Origin of the sequence: Shewanella sp. SR43-8 (assembly GCF_014163775.1) — a bacterium.
GTDB classification, from domain to species: domain Bacteria; phylum Pseudomonadota; class Gammaproteobacteria; order Enterobacterales; family Shewanellaceae; genus Shewanella; species Shewanella vesiculosa.
On the sequence record NZ_JACJDX010000001.1, the window covers coordinates 336,727 to 361,609 of the forward strand.

Below are 24,883 nucleotides of genomic sequence, written 5' to 3' on the forward strand. Positions count from 1 at the left end.
GGCTAAAAAACACAAATTGGGGTTGATAATTTTAGCGCCATTTCTAGTACATAAAGTACGGCTTAGAAATGGATTCCTACACACTAGGTTACTAACCTCCATTGACATTAGTAACCTAAAACAACAAATAACGTTAAATCAGTTCCGCTAACATGCTGTCAGCGTATGTCACTAATTCGCCGCCATCACGCACTTTTGCCACGTAATCTGGATTGGCAATAAATGGACGGCCAATTGCCAACAAATCAAATTTGTTGTCGGTTATGGCTGCACTGCCCGTTTCGGCGGTATAGCTACCGACACCCACTAAGGTGCCAGTATAAACACTGCGCAAATAGGTCGATATATTGCCGCCTAAGTAATCAAACTGCATTGAGTCGTCAAAAATACCGCCATGTAAAAACGCTAAATTGCGTTTAGCCAACTCAGGTAGTAAATAGTCAAACACATCACGGTCGCGTGGATCGGCGGCCATATTAAAATAGGCACCAGGAGAAACTCGAATAGCTGTGCGATCTGCGCCAATTGTGGCAACCACAGCATCAACAACTTCTAAAGCAAAGCGTGACATGTTTGCCGGAGTTTGGCCGTATTCGTCTTCACGGCGATTGTTGTCATGATGCAAAAATTGGTCAATTAAATAGCCATTCGCTGCATGAATTTCAACGCCGTCAAAGCCAGCATCAATCGCATTTGCCGCTGCTTGAGCATAATCAACCACTAACTGCTTAATATCATCTAAGGTGGCCGCTTTTGGTGTTTGATAAACGAGTTCGCGCATTCTAGGCACTGTGCCTTCAACCGCTTGTGCAGAAGAAGAAAGTACATCACCACCATCGAAAAAATGTGGGTGTGCGACACGGCCAGTGTGCCAAAGTTGAGCAAAGATTTTACCGCCACTTTTATGCACGGCATAGGTCACTTTACGCCAACCGTCAATTTGAGCTGGAGTAAATAAGCCAGGGGTGTTTGGGTAGCCTTGAGCATCGGGGCGTATAATTGTCGCTTCACTGATAATTAAACCAGCTTCAGCTCGGCGAGCATAGTAATCAACCATCTTCAGTGTTGGCACAAGGTCATCATCCGCCATACAACGCGTTAATGGTGCCATTAAAATCTTGTTTGATAGTGTTAAGGTGTCATTGAGTTTGTAAGGGGTAAATAAACTGGCCGTCATGTGGTTAACTCCATTCTTGAATATGCGTTCAAGATTAATCGTATTTGAATAGACATTCAAGTATTTTTTGAATAGTCGGTAAAATTTAGTTAGACTCAAGTGTGATGAGTTATCACGCTTTGTTGTTGACCAGAAGTGACCAGATATGAGACACGCTGAATTTAATAGAGAAACTGTTTTACGTGCTGCTATGAGCACCTTTTTAGTGAATGGATTCGCTAAAACCAGCATGCAAGATCTCACCAAAGCAACGGGACTACATCCGGGGTCAATTTACTGTGCCTTTGATAATAAAAAAGGCTTATTTATTGCTGCAATTGAGCAATATCAACAAGATCGCAGTAAGCAATTTGAGCAGCTATTTGCCAATGATGATTCAGCGGTAGACAACTTAGGTGCATATTTAGCCCTAATCGTACAAGAATGTTTAAGCTGCGATGCGACCCAGTCGTGCTTACTGACCAAATCACTCAGTGAAATGGGCGAGCAAGACGAGCAAATTAGACTTATGGCCTGTGAATTTTTGCAGCTGTGGCAGCAGTCGTTAGCGCAAGTATTTGATACAGCAAAAAAACAAAAGTTAATCGCACAAGACAGCGACAGTCAGTTTTTAGCGCAATATTTGGTGATGGGAATATACGGTTTAAGAACGGTGGCTCATACAGAACCTAATATGCAAGTATTACAGCCTTTGGCAGATAAGCTATTAAATGATTTATTACGCTGTGAATCAAATGATTAATCCCCATATTGCTAAATAGCAAACCTCATAGCAATAACCTAAAAAAGACACATTATAGTGTCTTTTTTAGTTTTAGAATCAATAAGTGCTTAGCTCAATACACGCTGTGAATAAACACGCTCACCTAACGAGTTAAGTATTTTGCACTCACCCTCTAACACCGCAATAATTGACTTACCTCGACGAAATGATTCTGGGATCATTACGCGTCCTGTGTTGCTGACATGTAAATCGGTCATGACAGCATTATGCATTTCTAAACCAACAGGCGCTTCATAATACAAAATAGTCACAGTGGCAGTTGATGTTTGACCTTCAGCAGATTCAGATTTCATATTCGCATTCTCATTTACAGCATACTGGTTCAGGGTAGAAATGATATTGATAACCTAGCTCATCAACTCATCTATTTATCAAAAGGTAAACACTTAATCTATTGATTTTAGACAACAAAAACACCTTTCAACTTATTATTGTATTTTATCATTAAATGATAATTATGTTTAAATTGTATTATTGATTCAAAGTAATTGATACATAAAATTAACAGGCTTGAGATGTTAGTATAAAAATTATTCACTAATGAGACGAGGTGCGAATACTGGATTTAATAATATTTATCGTATTATCAAGCCTATTTACGTGAAATTTAGATCCTGCACCTAAACAGCACAACTTATTCCTGTTAGAATCGATGACAATTTTTAGCCTTAAACATTTAAAAAACGAGATTAAGATGGGCAGAGCATATCAAAATAAAAAAGAGTCCATGGCGAAAACCGCCGGCCAAAAGACACGAATTTACTCACGCTATGGTAAAGAGATTTACATTTGCGCTAAAGGTGGCGTTGACCCAGATGGTAACCTAGCTCTTCGTAGCTTGATTGCCCGCGCAAAGAAAGATCAAGTTCCGGCACACGTTATTGAACGTGCCATTGAAAAAGCTCGTGGCGGTGGTGGTGAAGATTATGATACCGCCCGCTATGAAGGTTTTGGACCTGGCGGTTGTATGGTGATTGTTGATTGCTTAACAGACAACGGTAACCGTACTTTTACTCAGGTTCGCCAAGCATTTGTTAAAAATGATGCCAAGTTAGGTAGCCCTGGTACTGTTGGCCATATGTTCGAACATCAAGCAGTATTTGTATTTGATGGTGATGACGATGAAGCTATTTTAGAACTGCTTATGATGGCTGACGTCGACGTTGCCGATGTAGAGCTTGAAGATGGCATCATCAGCGTATTTGCGCCAGTGTCAGAGTTTAACAATGCCCGCACTGTGTTAACTGAAGCCTTTCCAGAGATTGATTTTAAGGTAGAAAATTTAGCATTTGTGCCACAAACCATGACAGAACTTACTGGCGAAGACATTGAAAGTTTTGAAAAATTCTTAGCCGCTCTTGATGATTGTGACGACGTACAAAACGTTTATCACAACGCTGAGATTAACGAAGAATAAAACTCGCTGAAACGAGAAACGCTACAAGTCTAGGAACTAGATGACTTAGCCGCGATCCAAACGTCATCTTCCCTAGCATTAGTGTTTTGAAGCATTAGTGTTTTGAGCAGACCAAACTAAAAAACGCAGCTTAGGCTGCGTTTTTTAATGTCGTTTAATCAACGAATGTACTTAACGTAAGTCCATTTCTTGAACTTTTTCGTAAGCAATTTCTGGTGCAGTTACATCTGGTTTTTCATGTAAATCTGCTTTCAATTGACCTTTACGATGCTTTAGTGCCGCATCGAGTTTTTTAGCAGCGCTTGTTATAGCGGGATACATGACTAAATCAGTACCTTTAGCAGCAATGCGAGTTCCTTCATAGTTAGTTCTAATTTCAACATCATATTCACCATGCTCTTTAGCAATGATGATATCTAGCGAGATAAGCGTGGGGAAATGGCTAGCTATTTTAGCGAATTTTTCATCTACGTGTTGTTTGACAGTGTCTGTAACATCAACATGGTGACCAGAAAGATTTATTTTCATAGATTGTCCTTAAAAGAATTTACTTGCCAAATTTATCGCGTGTCACAACTGCATGCTGACATAAATAATGGTGTTGCACAAATGCAGACTGACATATTTAGACATAGGGCATGTGCTTTGCGTCACAAGTACTCAAGTCTATAATGTGTTTTATATCTCCTTGCGTACTTTATCACTGTGCCATTAATAAACGTGCATGGGGTATATCAAATTGACCTAACCCCTACATTGATTAAACATCAGATTACTGATTAAGTATAGACACAATAATGTCACAAAGGTTGCAACTTTTGGCTTGTTCTCACAAGTGATTACAAACCAAACAAATAACCACTAAAAGCAGTTACTTTGTAAGCAACTATACATTTTTTATCTGTTTAGACTTTAGTAAATGAAGTCGAATTAATTTTTTATAAAGGATCCCTATGGCAACGAATCAACTGCAAATCGATATTATTTCTGACGTAATGTGCCCGTGGTGCATTGTTGGTTATCGCCGACTTGAACAAGCATTGAGTCAATTTGACGATTTAGAGGTTAAATTGCAGTGGCATCCGTTTGAGCTAAACCCCGCAATGGGGCCTGAAGGGCAACACTTAGGTGAACATATTGCCGAGAAATACGGCTCAACACCGGAACAAAGTACACAAAATCGTCAACGATTAACCCAAATGGGTGCCGATTTAGGCTTTGAGTTTAACTTTTCTGACGCATCGCGAATTTACAACACGCTACAGGCCCACCAGCTACTTTATTGGGCGGCGGAGTCTGGCAAGCAAACTGAATTGAAACTGGCGTTGTTCAGCAGCTACTTTACTGATCAGAAAAACCCAGATGACATTGAAGTTCTCATTGAAGCAGCCACAAAGGTAGGCTTAGATGCTGATGAGGCAAGAGCAGTGCTCACAGACAAACGCTTTGAAACAGCGGTAAAAGAGGAAGAACAACTGTGGATCAGTCGCGGGATCCAAGCTGTCCCCGCCATTGTGTTTAATCAACAATATTTAATCTCTGGCGCACAAGATCCCGACACTATTGCTGAATTAATTAGTAAACTGACGACAGAAGACGCTTAAACCGTTTTAATTAAACAAATAAAACCCAGCTTGCGCTGGGTTTTGTGTTTACTGGGTAATCACTAAACCTAGTTCAACTTTGTCACTAATAAAGTGGGTGACTCAGAGCTTGGACCTGTTACCGTAAAGCGATAGGTACCGGCGCTTGTGGCATTAAAGTGCATGTTTGCGCCTTTTTTCGCTAAGGTTTTCAACAAACCTTCACTAACAGCGTCATCGCCTGCTATGGCACCAAAATCAATTGTCGACCAATCTGCTGTCGCGATTTTAAATTCATTATCGCTGGCGGCTAACACAATATCGACTTGGTAAATAGATGATCCCTGATAGGCCAATGCATCTACTTCGCCCCAGCCATTCATGCCACCTCGAATGTAAACGGTATTACCGACAAACATGTCTGTTTTGTCGATGGTCAAAATAGGGGCATTGCGATTACTCATATCAAAGGTAAAACTGTACATCGCATCTGTTTCAATATTGATGCTTAAATTGCCACCTTTTACAGCCAGTGCCTTGCCAATACTCAGCTGCACTGTGCCATCTGCATCTAAGCTACCATAATCGACACTATCCCAGTCGCTAGAGGCCATTTTAAAGCCTTTGATTCCAGCGGTAACCATAACTTCAGCACGATATATACTGCCACCTAAATAGACCATTTCATTATCGGTAGACCAGCCATTCATGTCACCACGTAAATATACTGGGGTGTCTGCAAAAGGCTCTTGGTTATATACCGATAACACAGGGTTCTGCTTATCTGCCGCATTTAATGAGAACACGTAGGTTGCGTCACGTGATGCTGTAAAGGTCATGTTAGCTCCTTTGGCAGCAAGCAATTCAGCCACGTTTTCATCAACAACGGCCACATCACTAGAAATTGCACCAAAATCAACTGTGTTCCAATCTGCTGATGCCAGTTTAAAATTATAACTATTTGCAGTTAAGGTAATCGCAATACGGTATTCGCCATTACCGACATAAGTGAGCTTATCAACCTCACCCCAGCCATTCATATCGCCACGCACAAATACATCTGTACTGCCAAAAGGGACGACATCTGGTGCGCCTGCTGTCGCATTGGCTGTTAAGCCCTCGCCTTGCATTTCGCCTTGTACTTTAACAAACACAGCAGTGGTGTAAGCGGGTACGGTAAATGTGCCTTCACCATCTCCTTGAGTAAAGCTAGCGTTTTGCACCTCGTTGTCTATCGACACTTGCTGCTTTGCATGCAAGCTAAAACCGCTAGCGGTGGCAATGGTCTGAGTTTGCTCTTGGGCACTACCATTAACCATCACCACAATGGCATCAACGCTTGGATCGATATCGGTTAAGCCTGCACCGTCGTCAATGCTCATCACAATCACGCCCTGCTTTTGGTTTTTACCGATATTATGAAAGCCCACTCGGTTGATAATGTCTTGCGCTGTGGTTAAACGGAACAATTTACTTTGGTGACGGATGGCCAAGAACTCGTTGAATACCGATGATGCAAAATCGATTTCAGACATAGATGCAGCAGCATTGGGGTTAGCCGAAATCCCACTAATCACACTCCACTTAGTCTCGTTATCTTGTGCTAACGGTAAACCAACATTCCAATTATTGCTGTTTTTGGTAAAGTCGACCCAGTTAAACCAATCGCCGGCATCATAGGTGTTACGGTCCATCGATTTAGAGCGCAACATGTCGCCACCCATTTGTAAAAAGGGGATACCTTGGCTCATTAATGGAATGGTTGCGGCAATGTTTTGTACCCGAACGCGGTGTTCAAGTGATAAACCAACATCATGTTTGTATTGTAAAATATCCCATAATGTTTCGTTGTCGTGCTTGGACACATAGTTAATGCTGTCGGCAGGGTCTAACGCGTAAGCTGTTGGCTGGCTGTTCCAGCTAAAGCTACTGCCTTTAGCTGAGTTACCGTTAAAGTCTTTTAACACGTAGTTTTGTAAGTTACCTGCCATGGATAAACGTAAGGTGTCTTGATCACGTAAGTAATCATCTTTTTTGTCTGTAGCAAATAATGCCCCACCGCGCACAGCTTCACGGATACGATCGTTAAACGTTCCTACTTCAGAACCCGCCATATTCGCTTGTACAGCTTGCTCAAATAAGCGATTGTCGGCAACCTCACCAAAGTTCCAACCTTCGCCATAGAAATAGTTATCAGGATCAACCGCTTGCACAGCATCACGCGCGGCTAAAATACTGCTTTTAGGCATGTGCCCCATCACATCAAAACGGAAGCCGTCGTAACCGTACTCTTTAGCTAAAATCACCAGAGAGTCGGTGACAAACTTATCCATCATACGGTGCTCGGTAGCAGTATTATCGCAACAGGTAGAGGTTTCTATTTTACCGCTGATTTCGTTATATCTGTGGTAGTAACCCGGTACAAGCTTATCAAATACTGAGTTATCCCATAGGCCCGATGCGCTAGTATGGTTATAGACCACATCGAGTACCACACGTAAGCCAAGTTCATGCAGCGCTTGGTTCATGGCGCGCAGTTCTTTAACTCGTGCAATACCCTCTGGGCTTGAGGCATAACTGCCTTCTGGTGCAATAAAGTGATGCGGATCGTAACCCCAGTTAAAACCGTCATAACTGCGTAGCGCGCCGACTAAATCTTGTGCGTCTGCAGAACCAGGTAAGAAGTCAGCTAAAATAGATGCGATTGTCGCGGCTTTATCTTGAGTTTTACAGGCGTTAGCTGTATCGCTAATTTGGGTGCACAATTTGCCGAGTGTATCGGTGATTTCAATGCGTTTTGTGACATCTTCATCGATAGTGGCAATATCCGTTGTTGGTAGCACATGAAAATGTGTTACCCCTGTTTCAGCCAATTGACGTAAATGCTCAACTGGCGCACTCCCCGTCTCGGTAAATGCTAGGTACTTACCACGGTTCGCTGCAGAAGTGCTTTCATCCCGAGCACTGAAGTCACGCACATGGCCTTCGTATATCACGATATCTTCAGGATTTTCAACAGTCATTACCGTATGACCGTCCCACCCAGCGGGCTTGAGATCAGCATCGCTTAAATGAATAAACTGACTATAACGGCCATTAGTAGACACATTTAATGAGTAAGGGTCGGTGGTTTCTAGGGTTTCTATTTTCTTCGAAATGGGGTGATATACCTTCAGCTCATAGCGATAGTATTGGCGGTCTAAGCTCATGTCACCGCTAAAGGACCAAATACCGCTTGCTGCATTTAAGGTCATTGCGTGGGTTTTAGTGAGTTTTTTAGCGCTGTCAAAAATCTTTACATTAACGGATATTGCCGTTGGTGCCCATACGTTGGCGCTAATGTTGCTGCCGTCATAAATCACACCTAAATTAGCCTCGTCGGCGTCATTATCACCTTTGGTATACAAGTCATCGAGCACTTTAGCGACCTGCACATTTGTTGCTGCTATGGGTTTGTTATCACTATCGTAAGCCACCAGCACCAGCTGCTCTTTGGCCATGGCTTTCGCTTCATCGGCAGTAAAGCTAGCTTGGTAGGCTGGCCAACTTGCTAAATGTGGCACTAATACTTTTTGTGCATCACTGAGTTCAGTTTCAATTAACTCTAGCTGCGCCCCATTGATATTACCGTCGTTATCGACCTCAATACCCGCAGTGGCTGAGTGATGTAAGACAAACTTCGCCACGCCGTCGGCAGGCTCATTCCATACAAAAGTGTTTTGATCTAACCAATGCGCACTGGCACCGTCAATAGAAAACCCAACGTCTAAAATAGGATAATCATACACATCTCCTTCACCATGAATAGTGAAGTTAGCCCGATTAAACTGTGCTTCTGGCGCACTATCATCTTCATAGGCTTTTAGGTTCATGGTTAAGTCAGTGTCACCCAGCGCTTTACCCGAACCTTCGGTCCCAACATGGATAATAAAGTTACCGCAGTCGCTATAGCCGTCTTTTAGGTTAATTAGCCAATAAGCACCATAGTTGGGATCGATACCATCGAACGAATGACCATTGGCCCAGTCGCTTGAGTCATATGGAGGCGCATAGGCATCACAGGTGTCGTTATTCCAAGTGTGGAGTTTATAACCGGGATAATTTGGATTACTGCTGCTGTTGTCTTTGTCTTTAATACGGTTGTAATACAACACAGCCTGATTTGGCCCTGCCAACACAACAGGCATAGGTAGTTCAGAATTGTAGCCAACGATACAACTCTCATTTTTAGCATCTGGAAATTTAGGTGCTGGGCAGCTTAGTGGCGGCGGCGCCACACATTCAGTTCCCGCGGCATTAGGCACATTGGGTACATTACAAGTTAATAATACTTCCCCTGGTGCTGACGAATCACCACCACACCCCATCAGTGTGGCCATACTTAGCGCAAATACACTGATCGTCGACATTATTGATTTAGTCATCATGACTGACTTCTCCCTATCGCATGTTGCCCATTGGCAATCGGATAATTTTTATTTGTTTTTATAAGTAACCTGAACTCGAGATAATAAACGCCTTTCAAACAGCCCTTTGTCTTGCTAACTACGTTGAATTAATTTGCCATAGGCTCGCTATTGACGCGTTAATTCGCCTTGTAAGTTAAACAAATGACAAGTTTGACAGTGAAATCTAGTTAAGGTTTTGGTTATTATCGTTATAAATACACACTTCATCCCGAGTTCAGATTAAGCAATAAACCCGCTTGTTGGTTACATGGCATAAGTGAACCCCAAATAAAATTCGCGGCCAAAGTACTGTAAAGTGCCGGTTTTATTTTGGTTACCGAAATAACTTTTAGTCGGTTCATCGGTGAGGTTATTGACTTGAAACAGCAGGCCTAAGCCGTCATTCACTTGGTACGATGCTTGATAGTCGATCACGGTTTCTGCGTCAAAGTTCACCACTTGCTCATTAATGGCCACTTGCTCAGACACAAATTCGTCGCGAAAACGCGCACTGACACGAGTTTCAAACCCTTCATAGGAATAAAACAAGGTTGCACTGACCACGTTGTTAGACAAGCCCGGTAGGTCTTGAGTTGTGGTGTCGCCACCAAGACTAGTAATAGACTGCACTTCTGATTCGGTATACGAATAGCTGGCATTAAAGCCTAAGCCGGACCATGCATCAGGAAGTGAGGCAAACACTTGGGTATAAGCCAGTTCTAAGCCGCGAATATAACCGCCTTTGGCATTATTAACGGCGGTGGTATAGGTACCGTTAGTGGTGGCAATTTGTTCACCACTGATCTCATCGACAATGTAATCTGGCACGTTAAAACCATTCGCTTGAAAATCGAAGTTTTCAATGGCAATAGTGTCGATAAATGAGTCTATATTTTTGTAGAATACCGCCGCAACAAAGGCGCCTTCATCAAAATAGTACTCGTAAGAAAGGTCATATTGATCGGCATAAAATGGCATTAAAAATGGGTTATTAGTGCTCGAACCATTAATCTTGCCATCGTCTGATACCGACGCACTGATATCGCCCGCTAAGCGGTTAATTGGCGGGCGTGACATGACTTTGGCAGCCGCGACGCGGATTTGAGAGTCATCGGTGATTTTAAAATTTAAGTTAATCGATGGTAGGTAATCGGTGTAGCTAATACCTTGAACCGTCGACACATAGTTTTGGTTGATAATGCCAATACTGTCAGTAATATTTTGCGCACCGAGGTTAATATCGCCATCAACGTTTTGTAGCATAGTGGCAGATTGATCGGTATCAACCATGCGCACACCAATATTACCGGTCACTGGCATGCCGCCAATTTCAGTATTGATATTGGCCATCACATAGGCAGATATCACTTTTTCATACACTTCACCACTTTGCAAAACAGTCCAAGAGTAGTTAGTGGTATAGCCTTGAGGATCAACAACCCCGTCAGCATTACCCCAAGTTTGTACCGGTTGTGGAATACCATCAGGGAACCAAGCATTTAATGCTGCGTCCAAATCAATCGCTAAGTAAGAAGGAAAGTAGCTAAAATCACCTTGCCAATCGACAACTGTGGTCATGTCTTCGGTCAGTTTAAGCGGTGGCTCAGACTTTGAAAAAGCACCGTCGTTACCGTATTCAAATACCGAACGATTATTAGAGTAAGTACGATCTGAATAACGGGCACCAAATTCTACACTGGATATAATGTCGGTTTCTAAATCGTATTTAAAATCGACTCGATAGGCTTTCATTTCATCCTCATTCACAAAAGGATAAATACCGTATTTGCTGACCATCACTCGGTCTACATCAGAAAAAGCCTCCGCTTGATTAAAACCAATGTCGGGTAAATCTAGACCATTGAGCAAGTAACTAATTGACACATTTTCATCGAATATCGGTGTGTCGGCATTGGCATCGACGGCCACATTTGACCACAATAACCCATTACGGAAGTCACTTTTGGCTGACGACAACGACACATCAAGATTGACATTGAGCTTATCGGTAACTTGCCAATCCGCATTGACACCAAAACTGTTTACTTCATCAAAATCTTGGTTGTCATCGTTAACAATTTCAACTCGAGTGTAGCTTTTGGAGGTGCGATTAAACGTACCACCAATCACGCTGTTGCCATCATATACAGGGTTGGCGACACTGGCATTGCGACCACCCAATTTTGCTCGAAATCCTCGTGCAAATGATTCGCTGTCAAAACGAGACATAAATACATCGGCTTTAACCACAAAGTTATCAACGGGTGCCCACTCAATTGCGCCCATGTAACCATTGCGAGTTTCAACGCCACCTAAATGCTGCATTTCAAACCCTTCGCTAATGTATTCAAAGTCTGGATTATCAACTGGGCCGTTAGTGTCATTTGCCACACCATCTAGCTCTTTTGAGTCGTTGTACGCTAGGCCAATAAATTGGGTGGCAACACTGGGCTGTTCTAGGCGGGCATAACCGACTGCAATACCTAAGGTATCTTCTAAAAACTTACCTTGGTAAGAAAAGCTTAAACGGCTGCCATATTCTTCTGCGCCAAACACTTCACTGGCACGATCGTTATGCATACCCCGAGCATTAATAACAAAGCTATAATCTTTATCGATACTTAGTGGGCTGATGGTTTGTAACTCAACCGTACCTGCAACGCCACCTTCTATAAGCGATGCTTTAGGCGATTTATAAACCGCTGCTGAGCTAATCAACTCAGAGGGATATTGATCAAACTCAATACTGCGCGAACCGCTGGTTGATACCTGCTCGCGGCCATTTAAGGTCGAAAATACAAACCCACCAGACATGCCGCGAATGTTAATTTCTGCCGCCTGCCCACCAGTACGTACTGCAGAAATCCCCGGTAAACGTGTTAATGCATCTGCCATTGATACATCAGGCAATGCCCCCAAATCATCTGCCGACAACTGCTCTGACACTGTGTCACTAAACCGTTTTGAGTTAAGTGAATCAATGAGACTGCGGCTGTAACCTTTGACCGCAATACGTTCAATCGGCTCGTCACTTGCTGCAAGACTGACTACAGCGTTGGTGGCGACAAGCTCACTTGCATTAGCGTCATCGGCCGTCGTCGCAGGCTTATTGACTTCAATACTTTGTTTAGCGGCACTTGGCTGTTCAAGCGGATTAACATCATCATTAGCCATTGCAATATGAGGCATGAACATCACGCTCACACCTGCTGCCACTAAGGCTAATGACAATAAACTGGGTTTGCTTTTGAGCATTGGTTTTTCCCTCACCATATCGACTTATTAGTGACCCAATACTCAGTTATCTCGCGCAGACAAATCTAAATATTGGACATTTATTATTCCGATATACTAGGCATTAGCTTGAATAACACACAACACAATGCATACGTATTCATTACAAACTGATAACATAACCTTGTTTTAAAACACATAACCAAATAGTCATGTTAACCATGTAAGCAACTGATTTTAAAGTTATCTGATTCACTTTGATGCATAGCGGTTTCGCAACATTGATTACCACGATTTAGTTACATTAGGTGGGTGTTTCAATTTGACTATTCAGATCAAATTAATGGACATTGGGGTACGCTTGGTGTTGAATCAATACAGATGTGTTACCGTTTGGTAAGTACCCGCTGTTCAGCGGTAATACACGCTATATTAAGTTGTTATAAATACCACTTTAATGGGGTTTGGGGAGTACAAAATGGGCTTTAAATTAACGGTAAATTGGCAGTCTTCACCTAGTGAAGAAGGTGAATTTAATCGCGATCATGAGGTTAAGTTTGGCACAGGGCAAAGCATTCAAGCGTCATCTGCGCCAGAATACAAAGGCAATGCGGATAAAGTGAATCCAGAAGAAAGTTTGCTCGCGGCTTTGTCTTCATGCCATATGTTGACCTTTTTAGCGATTGCCCATTTAAAGCGGCTGCCTGTGGCCAGTTATGTTGATAATGCCACTGCTGATTTAGGCAAAAATGAAGCGGGCAAAGTGGCCGTGGTTAAAATGACATTAGCGCCAAAAGTGACATTTGCACAAGGGGTTGACGTTGACGAAGAAACGTTAGCTAAAATACATGAAAAAGCCCATGCAAATTGCTTTATTGCTAACTCATTAGCATGCGAAGTTGAAATAAAACACTAAGTATTTGTTGTGATAAATCAATAATAATAACCCTCTCAGCATTATGCGTGAGAGGGTTATTTTTTACTGTTTTACTTAAACCAATGTGAGGTTACTTGGTTTTAATGTCTGCCGCATAACCTGTTTTAGGTATAGGTAATCCGCTCAATGGCTTTATAGGTTGCTGTACTAGTTCATCTTTTAAATAACTGATCGCTGCTTCAAGTTGTGCATCTTTACCGCTAAAAGTGGCATAAGGTAAATTATCCACTTCAATGTCTGGTTCAACCCCATGACCTTCAACAATCCAACGACCATCGATGGCATATTGTGGGTATTCTGCTACCCGCGCCATGCCTTTGTCGGTCACAGAATTTCGACCCGATAACCACACTCCAGCGCCTGCAGTTTGTTTACCAATAATAGGCGCAATGTTTAGCGCTCTAATTCCCGCAGAAAAAGTCTCACCATCTGAATAGGTCATTTGATCGGCTAATACGACTAAGTGGCCTCTGAAAGTTTGCTGCATGTTTGCATTCGTGCTGCCATGGGTTGGCTGCCAAAATGCCCACGCACGACGTAACAGTTTTTCGATAATCCAGCTGTCGATATTACCACCACGATTGCGGCGAACATCAATGATTAACCCCTCTTTGTCGTAGTTGGTATAAAACTCGCGAGCAAAGCTTTCAACATCACCGCTGCCCATGGCATACAAGTGCAAATAACCAATGTTACCTTTAGAGGCTTTGGCCACTTTGTCACCGTTATGCTCAACCCAATCAAGGTAACGTAGCTTGGCATCGGTACCAATATCATGGGGCGTTACTATGGTATTGAGAGCTGTTTTCCCACGAACTAAACCCAGTAACACTTGCTTATTACCTTGATTACGCAGTAATTGCGTTACATCAGCAATATTAGTGACTTTCTTGCCATTGAGGCTAGCAATCACATCACCTTCTTGAGCGTCCACTTCAATTCGTGCTAGGGGTGATGCCGACAATGGCAACTCAGGGTCGGTTTGATAAATATGGCTTATCACGACACCTTTGTCGGTTTGTGTCAGCCTAGCCCCTAATGCAGCAGCTTTGGCGGCATCGGCGTCTTGAGCAATATCACCACCACGCACCTGTGAATGTAATGAGTTAAGTTCACCCATCATTTGCATGAAAATGTCATTCAGCTCATTACGATCGGTCAGCCTATCAACCAAAGGCTGATACTTGGCTTTGGCTGCTTGCCAATCCACACCACGCATTTTCGGGTCAAAAAACGAATCACGATGCATTAACCATGCATCTTCAAAAATTTGCTGCCATTCTTGTGGTGGCGAAATGCTTAACTGCCATTGGTCAGTACTGACTTTGGCGCGTGATACATCGCTGGGCAGTTTGTCTCCGGCATCAACAATCAAAAGGTTTTTAGGGTCAGACTGTTTGCGCAGCATAATTTTACTGCCATCTTTTGATAACGAATATTGGCCGACATCTTCGCTAAAGGTATCAACCTTAATATTGAGCGGATCAAACTTAATCAGTTTTAACTCACTTTTATCTTGGCTGCCATCCAATAAATACAGCTTATCTTTAGTTGCGATTAAACTATTGTAGTTACCAGCATCTACTGGCACTTGCCATAAGCGTTGGTTTAATCCGTCCCACTCTACTTTGACTTTTGCTGGGGTATCCTGGTCTTTACTGTCGGCTTTTTTAGCGTCTTTGATAATAGTAAGCTCGGTTGGTTTGGTAAACGGAAACGACGCTTTAGCATCTAATGCTAAGGCAAACACTTGCGTGCGTTTGTCAAATATCGGCCCCATGTTACGGTCACCCCAAGGCGAGTCTGGGGTGGCTTTAAATTCGCGATTAGACAAGAAATACAACCATTTACCGTCGTGACTAAAACTGGGTGAAAACGACTCGTATTTGTCTGAGGTCAAGGTTTGTGCTTTTGATTCGTTAATGGAATACAACACAATTTGCGGACGCTGTTTGCCAATTTCTGCCTTGGTTAGGGCAATAAACTGACTGTCGCCAGACCAGGTAATATCTTGATAAGGGCCTAACCCCTCGCCGTTTTGAATAATTTTTTGGTTATTGTTGCGGCTTAAATCGTATAACCACACATTGCCCATGTAATCATCATGCACTAAATAACGGCCATTTGGCGATAACAACAAGCTGGTGCGTAAGGTGCTGCCATCTTTGGTGAGCTGTTTCGCGCCAGCTGAACCGTCGGCTGGATATTGCCAAATTTCTTGCTCACCAGATGCATCGCTAATGCCATAAACCCATTTGCCATCATCGCTTAATAGTGCATCGCGTACTCGGCTATCGGCAGGAGAGTCTATTTGCACTAAACGGCGACCATCGTTACTGGCAATTGCCACATGGCTGCGGGCGGTAATGACCACGTTATCGCCTTGATGCGAAAACACTGTCGAGGTGGCATAATCCATTGGGTCGTTAACCCACTGCTCGCGGCGATGAGTAAAGTCGCTGGTAAGCTCGATGTCTAATGTTGACTCAGTAAAATTCGCTAAGTTGAGTAACTTAATGTCGGCGCCCTGCTGAAATACAATACGACCATTATTAAGTTGGGCATCACGCACTTGCCAGTCGGTATATTTGGTGTGCTGTATAAAATCTTTGCCATCGACTGTCATTGACCAAATATTGTCATTACCGGACTGATCACTAACAAAATAAACTCGACCATTATATAGCATCGGCTGTTTAACTGAGCCGTCATGGGTTGCGGTTAACTGCTGGGCTTCTTGTTTACTGCCTAGCTTATAACGCCAAATCTCACCTTTAGCGCCGCCGCGATATACTTTGACATTATCGCCACTGACTTGCAGACCAAATTGGGTAAAGTACACATACTCGCCTTTATCATCTATGGTGCCTTCAACGGCGTCAGCTAACGGTAAATCAGTAATGGTTAAGGTTTGTGGGTCAACGGTTTTAAGCACCCAAAAGTTAGCTGGGCCAAAGGCGTTATCGGTGGAATACAATACTTCGCCAGATGCGGTCCAGCCTTGTAATCGCACTCGGCTGTTTTCAAAGCTGACGCGTTTAGCTACGCCGCCTTCAATAGGCATCACATACACTTCGGTTGCGCCTTCATAATTGGCCGTATACGCCACCCATTTACCATCTTTAGAAATTGTTGCGTCCAACTCTTCTGCCGCCAAACTGGTTAAGCGACTGGCTTTAGTTTGGTTCTGGTTTTGACTGAGTTCAGTAGTCCAAAGATCGCCTTCTGCAGTAAACACTAAGGTTTGATCGTGTAATGCAGGAGCGCGGTAATAACCTTGATTAGAGGCATTGGCGAATATCATTGATGAACACGCTAAAGTACCTAAAGCCAGCATACAATGCGCAACAGAGCGGCGAAGTTTCATGGTGAGGAGCTTCCTTTATTAAGTCTAATAGACTGTTTTTATTTATCGCTTCACGTTAGCAGAGTTATGGCTGTTTTTGCAGCACAAAAATGTAACCAAAAACGGCTAAGCAGTATTTGCTTAGCCGTTGGGTTATTGAGAGTATTTTCACGAGTGTTATGCGTGAATTATCGAGAGGTTAGCTGCAGTTTAATTTTATGGTATTGCTCATAAAGTGGATGCGACGGATCTGATAGCTCAGGGAAGCGTTGATCGATAGTGAGCATATAACGTTCCGCCTGAATCAGCTTATTGTCTGCCATTAATACGGTTAATCGGGCCAATGCGACATCAGGCGTATCTAAATGAATATCACCTTTTAGTGAACTTTCATCTTGCTGCTTCATTAATTGCACCTCGTTGTTATTAGCAAGCGATTGTAATCCATGCGCATTTTTTGGCGATTGGGCTTCATTGCCTTTGGGGACAACAGCTTGTTTTGTATCCGATTGTGCTGGCGCAGCACTGGCGGACTCGATATTGGCGGCGCCACGACTGAGAGGTTGATTTTCACCACGCTCGGCACTGCTCGATAAACCTTCTACCACTATCGACTTTTCGGTTGCAGCATCAGCTGAAAGCCTCTTAGTCTGTTGTAATAAAGCAGGCTGCACCGATGAACTCGGCTCAAGGTCGATACCCACTTGCTGCTGTATGCTTGGATTTAACATAAACAATCCAGCCACCAGCAACACTGATGCAGCACTTGAAAATGCCCAGGCATTACGTTGCCACAGTGACTTTGTCGACTTTTTGCCTTGAGCAGATACATGAGATCCCGCTCGCGCCTTGGCTAAAATAGCCTCATCCAGTTCAGCCGATGGCTGCTCTAAAGGTTGCTGATGGTAAGCATCTTTGATTTCTGTTAGTAATGCAGTGAACTCTGCATCATGATCTTGTTGCTGACTCATAATGATGTCTCCTGCCATTGGTTAGCGATACATTGCTTAATACTTTGATAAGCATATCGAATACGACTTTTTGTGGCTTCTAAAGTCACATTAGCAATATCGCTTATCGCGGCAGCGGTCATACCCATTTCGATATTGAGTAAAAAAGCCTCTTTTTGTACAGGCGGCAGTTTTGCAATGCATTGCTTCATCATATCGACTTGTTGCTGTTGCTGTAATTGCGACTCTGGTGAGGCTTGGCTATCAGCTTCTAGGCTATCCATAGTCTCGTCTTCACCAAGTGGAGCCACCTTGTCCAGTGGCTTAACCGCACGCACATGATCTATCAATAAGTTGTGGGCAATTTTATATAACCATGTGGTGAATTTAGCCGTTACCTGATATTGCGCTGCAGCAGTAATCACTTTACCCCAAGTATCTTGATATAAATCTTCTGCTAACTGCTGTTGATGTAATTGGCGGACAAAATAACGATACAAAGGTCCTTTATGCTTACGGTACAAGGTTTCAAAGGCATCCATATCGCCGGCCTGATAATCTAACATCAGCTGCTCGTCACTGCCGGCTTGTATGGCAAAAGTCTGTTGCGTAGGCTGTTTCAATGTTGACACTATTTAATCCTTTTAATTATGCACTTATTGATTAAGCCGATTGACACCCGGCGCTAACGCTTGGGAAAGTACACTCGCGGTTTTAAGCATTTGCACAAATTCATGGCGATAACCAAAATGGTCTTGGCCCATAGCTGACTCTGCAAGCGTAATTAACTTAGTATAATCAGTATCGTGGACATAATCATTATGATTAAGTAATTGGCCAAATCCGGCGACGGCGGCAGCAAAGCGAAAATCATCACTGGCTTGGTGTAAATGTGTTAACTGCTGATCACGGCTGATCGAATAAGTTATTAATTGGCTAGCTTGTTCGCCAATAGCTTTATAGCGCAACTTTAAAAATGCCACTTCATTCACAGTACTTAACTGCCCACTTCGACTTTCATTAGTGTCTTTAGCCCCACTAACCGACTCAGACTGGCTCTGAGCATAACGCAGTGGATCAACTAAGCGCTGATGGCTGTCGTTATAACGCAGTTCATATAAAGCAGTCACAGTATGCCCCGCACCAATTTCGCCAGCATCGACGGCATCATTGTTAAAGTCGCTGCGATTTAACATGCGATTCTCATAACCAATTAAGCGATATTCTGACACGACAGCAGGATTAAACTCGATTTGTATTTTGACATCATGAGCAATGGTTAGCAGGGTGGCATGAAGTTGGTCAACAAGGACTTTTCGGGCCTCATTGAGGGTATCAATATAGGCATACTGACCATTGGCTTTGTTTGATAATTGCTCTAACAAATGGTCGTTATAACTGGCAGTGCCGGAGCCTAGACCAAAACCTAGGGTTGATAAGCCAATCCCCTTTTTACTTTGACTGGCAACGTAATCAACTAATTGTTGATGATCTGTCATACCAAGGTTGAAGTCACCATCTGTGGCCAAAATAACGCGGTTACTGCCGTTTTCGATAAAGTGCTTTTGTGCTATTTGATACGCCAGCTGAATCCCTTGGCTACCGTTAGTGCCGCCTTGCGCACTTAACTGATTGAGTGCGATGTTAATCGCGCTAAAGTCATTACCAGCGACACCGTCTAACACCACACCACTGGATCCCGCATACACCACAATCGACACTTTATCTTGCGCCGATAACTGCTGACTGAGCATCAGCAGTGCTTGTTTCAATAAGGGCAATTTATCGTTAGATGACATTGAACCAGACACGTCCAGAAGTAACACTAAATTGCTGGCTCCGAGCTTGTCGGGCGCAATGTCATAACCTTTAATACCAATCCGCAGTAACTGAGTATCTTGATTATAAGGTGAAGGAGCAAGCTCTGTTGTCACACTAAATGGCGTATTCTCTCTTGTTGGTGCGGGATAATCATAACTAAAATAATTAACCAGCTCTTCTACTCTGACGCTATTTTTAAGCGGCAACTGACCTTGATTAATCAATTTTCTCGTGGTGCTGTAACTGCCTGTATCAACATCAATTGAAAAGGTTGATACAGGTGTTTCACCCGCAACCATATTGCCGTTTTGCACTACCGATGCAAACTTATCATTATTGCTATAACCAGCTGGATGATCAATGGATTTTGTGCGTGTCAATTGCCGTTCTTCAGTGACAATACTGGCTGCTTGTTGGTATGAAACTGGTGATGCATCATTCAAAGCCTGTATCTGCCCCTGTTTGCTTGACGCTTGCTGAAGTGATGATTCAACTTCAATCGTCGCATCTTGCGCCTTAGATTGAGAGCCTTCTTTGGGTTCTGGTGCGCAGCCACTAACAATCATGGCACTTATCGTTATGGTTAACACACTGTGCTGTAACCGCTTGCAGTGATAACTTAGGTTATGACTTATTTTAGTGTTCATGCTGTTTCCCTCATCATTTTGCTTTTATCAAGCGCTTTTCATCAACTCATTTGTGATCGCTCGATTGGCTATAAGCCTACTGGCGATAACCAAACAAGATGGCGTTTGCGACTAATAACGACGAGATAAGTAAAAAGGGTTATTTAAATGATCATTTCGTCGCGATTGAAACCAGCACCAATAAAAATCTGAGCGAGTGATAACTTGGATGTTCCAGCTTAGTTTTCGTATTTAGAAACTGAGTGTTAGCCTCATAAAACACTGAATTGCAGCCAACAGAGCACGGCTTATGCTATTATCTAGCACCTTTTTTATCGCCTTAATATTGACGTTAATCGCCGCGGTATCCTGATGAGCGAATTAACTAAATATACTAATAGAATAAGTACGTTAAGGAGTTAACATGCAAGCCCTAGTTGCTGTTGTAATGGGTTCGAAAAGTGATTGGCCTACGATGGAAGCCGCCGCTGAAATTATGGATAAGTTACAAGTGCCTTACCATGTTGAAGTCGTTTCAGCTCACAGAACACCTGACAAGCTAATGGAATTTGCAAGTTCCGCTGCCGATAAAGGCTATAAAGTCATTATTGGTGGCGCAGGTGGCGCAGCCCATTTACCTGGCATGATCGCCTCTAAAACTCGTTTACCTGTGCTGGGTGTCCCAGTACAAAGCAAAGCACTATCTGGCATGGACAGTCTATTGTCTATTGTACAGATGCCTAAAGGGATTGCCGTTGGCACCTTGGCTATCGGTACTGCTGGTGCATTTAACGCCGGTTTATTAGCCAGTCAAATTTTGGCGATTAGCGATGCCGCTTTAGCTGAACGTTTAGAAGCATTTCGTGATGAGCAAACCCGCTCGGTCCTTGATAATCCCGATCCGAGAGAAGACTAATGACTTTGCCAAAAAATCTTTGGGTATTGGGTGACGGTCAATTAGGCGCCATGCTCAGTCATGCTGGCCAGCCGTTAGGCATTAATGTGCGTCCAGTTGATATTATGACGCCATCAGATGCGCAATTACCGCTAGAAGCTGATGACATCATTACCGCTGAACGCGAGCAATGGCCAGAGTCACAGCTGAGTTTACAACTCAGCCAACACCCACATTTTATTAATGGTCCAGTATTTGGTCGTTTAGCGGATCGCTTTACTCAAAAAAGTTTGCTCGATGAATTAGCTGTCGCCACATCACCTTGGCAATTGGTCGATGACAATACCAGCACCGAAGCCCTGCATAAGGCTTATGGTGAGCGGGTATTATTAAAACGTCGCACCGGCGGTTATGACGGTAAAGGCCAACATTGGTTAAAACAGGCAGAATCGACAACCATCCCTGCCGATTGGCGCAACGAAGCAATTGCCGAACAAGCGATTAACTTCGATGAAGAAGTGTCGATCGTTGGTGTTCGCACTCAAGATGGCCGCTGTTTGTTCTACCCACTAACACTTAACTTGCACCAAGACGGTATTTTAATGGCCTCTATCGCGCCATTAAGCCGCCTAGCTCCTTTGCAAGCTGAAGCGGAAGACATGCTAAGCAAGGTCATGCATGGTCTTGAATACGTCGGTGTAATGGCAATGGAATGTTTCCGTGTTGGTGAACACTTAATGGTGAATGAGTTAGCACCGCGGGTGCATAATTCTGGCCATTGGACCCAAGCGGGTTGCCATATCAATCAGTTTGAATTGCATTTACGGGCTTTATGTAACTTACCTTTGCATCAGCCACAAGTGAATTTTCAATGCGTGATGGTAAACCTTATCGGCGTTGATAAAGACGATCGCTGGTTAAGCCTGCCTAATGCGGAGCTGTTTTGGTATAACAAAGACGTTCGCGTGGGGCGCAAAGTGGGTCATTTGAATCTGTCTGTGCATAATAACCCTATGCTGACTGACAGTATCAATCAGCTTAAAACGTGGATGCCACAACAGTATCAAGCACCATTAGATTGGATTTTAGCTGAGTTTGCCAAGTAAATTTTGCCCGGTCAATTTGCCAAGCGCTTGGCAATAAACACGTTAATAAAAAAGGAGCCTAGGCTCCTTTTTTATGTCAGTTTTTTAGCGGCAAACACAACTACACGCACACTCGGGTTAACTCTTGATCAAGCTTGTTAGCGGTGACTTTTTGCTGTTGCGCCCGCTCGGCTATCACAGTTAAATGGTCATGAACATCTTGGCTTAAACTCGACATTTTTGCCGCACGTTGATTAATTGAATTAGTCGATGCTTGCTGGCCCAAAATACTATCAGCAATGTTGCTGGCGACACTGTCAAGCTGGGTAAATACCACTTCAATATTATCAAATGCTTGAGTGACTCGCTGACATTGTTGCAGGCCGACTTGGCTTATCTGCTGGCTTTTACTGATGCCATTAACCGCATTATTAGCTTTAATTTGCAGTGCTTCCACTATGGTTTGTATCTCGACGGTGGATTCTTGGGTGCGCGAGGCTAATGCTCGCACTTCGTCAGCAACCACAGCAAAACCTCGGCCTTGCTCACCTGCACGAGCGGCTTCGATAGCGGCATTAAGTGCCAATAAGTTAGTTTGCTCTGCAATACTTTTAATCACCTCAAGTACGCTACCAATTTTCTGACTGTCTTTATTGAGTAGATCTAAGTCGTTCACCATAACGTCAATGCCATTGGTGAAATCAGTCATACTTTGGTGATTGGCGATAGCGTCTTGATTACCAGACTGTAATAACTGGGTCAGGTTAACTGAGGTCGATTTAAGTTCATCAGCACTTAAGGATAAGTCATCTGCGGTTTGAGTAATGGCGTTTAAAGATAAGGTGATATGTTCGTTCTCACCATGACTATTGCTAATCGACTGCTCGGCTAAACTCATTCGCTCAGTGAGTACCTGTGAGCCATGGTGAAAAGTTTGTACATCTTGTCTAATCTCAGCTAAAACGACTTTTAAGCCTTCAATAAAGGCACTGAACTGGTTAGTTATGTGACCGAGTTGATCATCAATCGGATCGACTAGGCGCTTCTGTGGTGCGGTTTCAGTACTCACGACTAAGGCTAAATAATCTTGAAGTGCCGCTAAACGCTGGTTAATCGCTTGATTAAATAACAACCAGCCAAGCCCTGACTGGATCACTAAAGTGCACCCTAGCAAGATTAACACCGTAGATTGATCAACTGGCGCTGACATAAAAAAAATCGCCAACATTGCTAGCACCAGGCATAGCGCCGGAAGTAGCACCACTTTTAACTGCAATTTATTATTATTTTGAGTTTGCATATTGGGATCCGCAATATCGTTGACAACATTTTACACAATGCAGGATATTAACGATTTAACAAAATGTAAACACAACTATTACAATCGAGTGTATTTAAGGAGTAAGTGGATGTTTTACGCACAATAAATAGCCTCACAAGGAGGCTATATGGTTAATCAAAAAATAATCGCCACAACCATGACGAATCTAAATTCTCTTTGCATTGATGATATTGCGCAGCATAACGTTTTGAACGTTGATCGACTTTATTCGCTACCGGGACTAACCATTTTTTGGCTTTATAGCTGCCACGTTTATAACCGCCCCAGCCTTCATGGTAATTTAAGTATTGGTTTTTAGCATCCCACTTGGATACACCATTAATTTTATTTGTTTTGTAGATAAACCAACCCATAAAATCCATCGCATCGTCAAAGTCGCTGCGGCTAGACCAACTGTTACCTGTTTCACGAACATAATCGTTCCAAGTCATGGTTTTGGCTTGCGCATATCCATAAGCGTCACTGGCACGTCCTGTGGGGATAAAACCTAAAAAGTATTCCATTGGTGGTGCAGCATTATGCTTGAAAGAACTTTCTTGATACATCATCGCTAAAGGAACATGTACAGGCACGCCCCATTTTTCACGTGTATTAACCGCTGCGTCATACCACGAACGATGTTCTTTAAAAATAGAACATAAATTATCAGGCTCTTTTGGAGGCGAAGTGGCACAGCCCGCTAATGACAGAGATAAAACAACGCTAACGATACCTAAAAAACACTTCATAACACCTCTACCAGCACCTAAGATATTGATTCTGGATTTAGTTTTACATCAATTAAAAATCAATGCAATTATGCTTAGCGTTTCATTTCACATTGATGAAATTCGGTTTGCCAAACTATTGGCTGCCAATAGCCTTGATTTTGACCAATATAGATTTTATCGGTATTGAATTTAGCCGCTATATGGTATTGCTGCTCGGCAACGACATTAACCGAAAGCATTTTTACCTTACGAGCTGATAATGACACTTTCAAATCTGGTGAGTTAATCAGTTCTGCCACAGTAAATGTATGTTCGCCTGGCGATAATAGATAATTCGGTCTTGAAATAACTGGCACGCCGTCTAAATGAGTGACCACAACACGATATAAATTAGCACTGTTGTCGGGCTCTACATAGCTCGACACAGTACCACATTCAACCATATCATCTGGCGATGAGGCACAGCCCTGAATAGCCAATGCCGCGCCCGCAACCAGCAGTGCTCGCCAAGATGAATAAAATTGCATC

General features: G+C 43.1%; 18 protein-coding genes. 6 read left to right on the forward strand and 12 right to left on the reverse strand.

What is annotated here, in order from left to right; all coding sequences use genetic code 11:
• Window positions 1–133: 133 nt before the first annotated feature.
• Window positions 134–1,177 carry an alkene reductase gene (locus H5114_RS01455; protein WP_182722014.1) on the reverse strand — a complete coding sequence of 348 codons (1,044 nt, stop codon included), beginning with the start codon at window positions 1,175–1,177 and terminating at the stop codon, window positions 134–136.
• Between the two features lie 145 nt (window positions 1,178–1,322).
• Between H5114_RS01455 and H5114_RS01460 the strand changes: the two genes are divergently transcribed.
• Window positions 1,323–1,919: a TetR/AcrR family transcriptional regulator gene (locus tag H5114_RS01460; RefSeq protein ID WP_124017552.1), complete on the forward strand. Its 597-nt coding sequence runs from the start codon at window positions 1,323–1,325 to the stop codon at window positions 1,917–1,919.
• Between the two features lie 89 nt (window positions 1,920–2,008).
• Here H5114_RS01460 and H5114_RS01465 read toward each other — a convergent pair whose 3' ends face one another.
• Window positions 2,009–2,254, reverse strand: coding sequence for a TIGR02922 family protein (locus H5114_RS01465; protein ID WP_182697920.1), 246 nt, complete (start codon window positions 2,252–2,254; stop codon window positions 2,009–2,011).
• A 401-nt stretch (window positions 2,255–2,655) separates the two neighbouring features.
• On the opposite strand from H5114_RS01465, the gene H5114_RS01470 reads away from it, so the two are divergent.
• The gene (locus H5114_RS01470) at window positions 2,656–3,378 is read left to right on the forward strand and encodes a YebC/PmpR family DNA-binding transcriptional regulator (RefSeq protein WP_124017554.1); all 723 of its coding nucleotides are present in this window, start codon (window positions 2,656–2,658) and stop codon (window positions 3,376–3,378) included.
• Between the two features lie 171 nt (window positions 3,379–3,549).
• Here the strand turns inward: H5114_RS01470 and hpf are convergent, their stop codons facing one another.
• Window positions 3,550–3,906 (reverse strand): ribosome hibernation-promoting factor, HPF/YfiA family, encoded by a 357-nt coding sequence (hpf, locus tag H5114_RS01475; protein WP_011636558.1) that lies wholly within the window; start codon window positions 3,904–3,906, stop codon window positions 3,550–3,552.
• A gap of 425 nt (window positions 3,907–4,331) precedes the next feature.
• Here hpf and H5114_RS01480 point away from each other — a divergent pair, with 425 nt between their 5' ends.
• Window positions 4,332–4,982 carry a DsbA family oxidoreductase gene (locus H5114_RS01480; RefSeq protein ID WP_182722015.1) on the forward strand — a complete coding sequence of 217 codons (651 nt, stop codon included), beginning with the start codon at window positions 4,332–4,334 and terminating at the stop codon, window positions 4,980–4,982.
• Between the two features lie 68 nt (window positions 4,983–5,050).
• Here H5114_RS01480 and pulA read toward each other — a convergent pair whose 3' ends face one another.
• Window positions 5,051–9,388: a pullulanase-type alpha-1,6-glucosidase gene (gene pulA, locus H5114_RS01485; RefSeq protein ID WP_182722016.1), complete on the reverse strand. Its 4,338-nt coding sequence runs from the start codon at window positions 9,386–9,388 to the stop codon at window positions 5,051–5,053.
• Between the two features lie 285 nt (window positions 9,389–9,673).
• Entirely contained in the window at window positions 9,674–12,664 is a 2,991-nt protein-coding gene (locus H5114_RS01490; protein ID WP_182722017.1) for a TonB-dependent receptor, read from the reverse strand.
• Between the two features lie 457 nt (window positions 12,665–13,121).
• Between H5114_RS01490 and H5114_RS01495 the strand changes: the two genes are divergently transcribed.
• Complete coding sequence (locus tag H5114_RS01495) at window positions 13,122–13,559, forward strand: OsmC family protein (RefSeq protein ID WP_124017558.1); 438 nt, start codon at window positions 13,122–13,124, stop codon at window positions 13,557–13,559.
• A gap of 91 nt (window positions 13,560–13,650) precedes the next feature.
• Here the strand turns inward: H5114_RS01495 and H5114_RS01500 are convergent, their stop codons facing one another.
• From H5114_RS01500 to H5114_RS01515, 4 genes are all read right to left on the reverse strand, one after another.
• Window positions 13,651–16,947: a S41 family peptidase gene (locus H5114_RS01500; RefSeq protein ID WP_182722018.1), complete on the reverse strand. Its 3,297-nt coding sequence runs from the start codon at window positions 16,945–16,947 to the stop codon at window positions 13,651–13,653.
• A 167-nt stretch (window positions 16,948–17,114) separates the two neighbouring features.
• Window positions 17,115–17,897: a hypothetical protein gene (locus tag H5114_RS01505; protein ID WP_182722019.1), complete on the reverse strand. Its 783-nt coding sequence runs from the start codon at window positions 17,895–17,897 to the stop codon at window positions 17,115–17,117.
• On the reverse strand, window positions 17,894–18,442 hold the full coding sequence (locus tag H5114_RS01510) for a sigma-70 family RNA polymerase sigma factor (protein WP_182722103.1): 549 nt from the start codon (window positions 18,440–18,442) through the stop codon (window positions 17,894–17,896). The genes H5114_RS01505 and H5114_RS01510 overlap by 4 nt, the downstream gene beginning before the upstream one ends.
• Before the next feature lie 90 nt (window positions 18,443–18,532).
• The gene (locus tag H5114_RS01515; RefSeq protein WP_182722020.1) at window positions 18,533–20,344 is read right to left on the reverse strand and encodes a VWA domain-containing protein; all 1,812 of its coding nucleotides are present in this window, start codon (window positions 20,342–20,344) and stop codon (window positions 18,533–18,535) included.
• A gap of 403 nt (window positions 20,345–20,747) precedes the next feature.
• Here H5114_RS01515 and purE point away from each other — a divergent pair, with 403 nt between their 5' ends.
• Complete coding sequence (gene purE, locus H5114_RS01520; RefSeq protein WP_182697914.1) at window positions 20,748–21,239, forward strand: 5-(carboxyamino)imidazole ribonucleotide mutase; 492 nt, start codon at window positions 20,748–20,750, stop codon at window positions 21,237–21,239.
• Complete coding sequence (gene purK, locus H5114_RS01525) at window positions 21,239–22,324, forward strand: 5-(carboxyamino)imidazole ribonucleotide synthase (RefSeq protein WP_124017563.1); 1,086 nt, start codon at window positions 21,239–21,241, stop codon at window positions 22,322–22,324. Before purE ends, purK begins: the two co-directional genes overlap by 1 nt.
• A gap of 100 nt (window positions 22,325–22,424) precedes the next feature.
• On the opposite strand, the gene H5114_RS01530 is transcribed toward purK, so the two are convergent.
• The 3 genes from H5114_RS01530 to H5114_RS01540 form a co-directional block, all read right to left on the reverse strand.
• On the reverse strand, window positions 22,425–23,603 hold the full coding sequence (locus tag H5114_RS01530) for a methyl-accepting chemotaxis protein (RefSeq protein WP_182722021.1): 1,179 nt from the start codon (window positions 23,601–23,603) through the stop codon (window positions 22,425–22,427).
• Between the two features lie 152 nt (window positions 23,604–23,755).
• Window positions 23,756–24,373: a hypothetical protein gene (locus H5114_RS01535; protein ID WP_124017565.1), complete on the reverse strand. Its 618-nt coding sequence runs from the start codon at window positions 24,371–24,373 to the stop codon at window positions 23,756–23,758.
• A 74-nt stretch (window positions 24,374–24,447) separates the two neighbouring features.
• Window positions 24,448–24,882: a hypothetical protein gene (locus H5114_RS01540; protein WP_182697911.1), complete on the reverse strand. Its 435-nt coding sequence runs from the start codon at window positions 24,880–24,882 to the stop codon at window positions 24,448–24,450.
• Window position 24,883 lies beyond the last annotated feature (1 nt).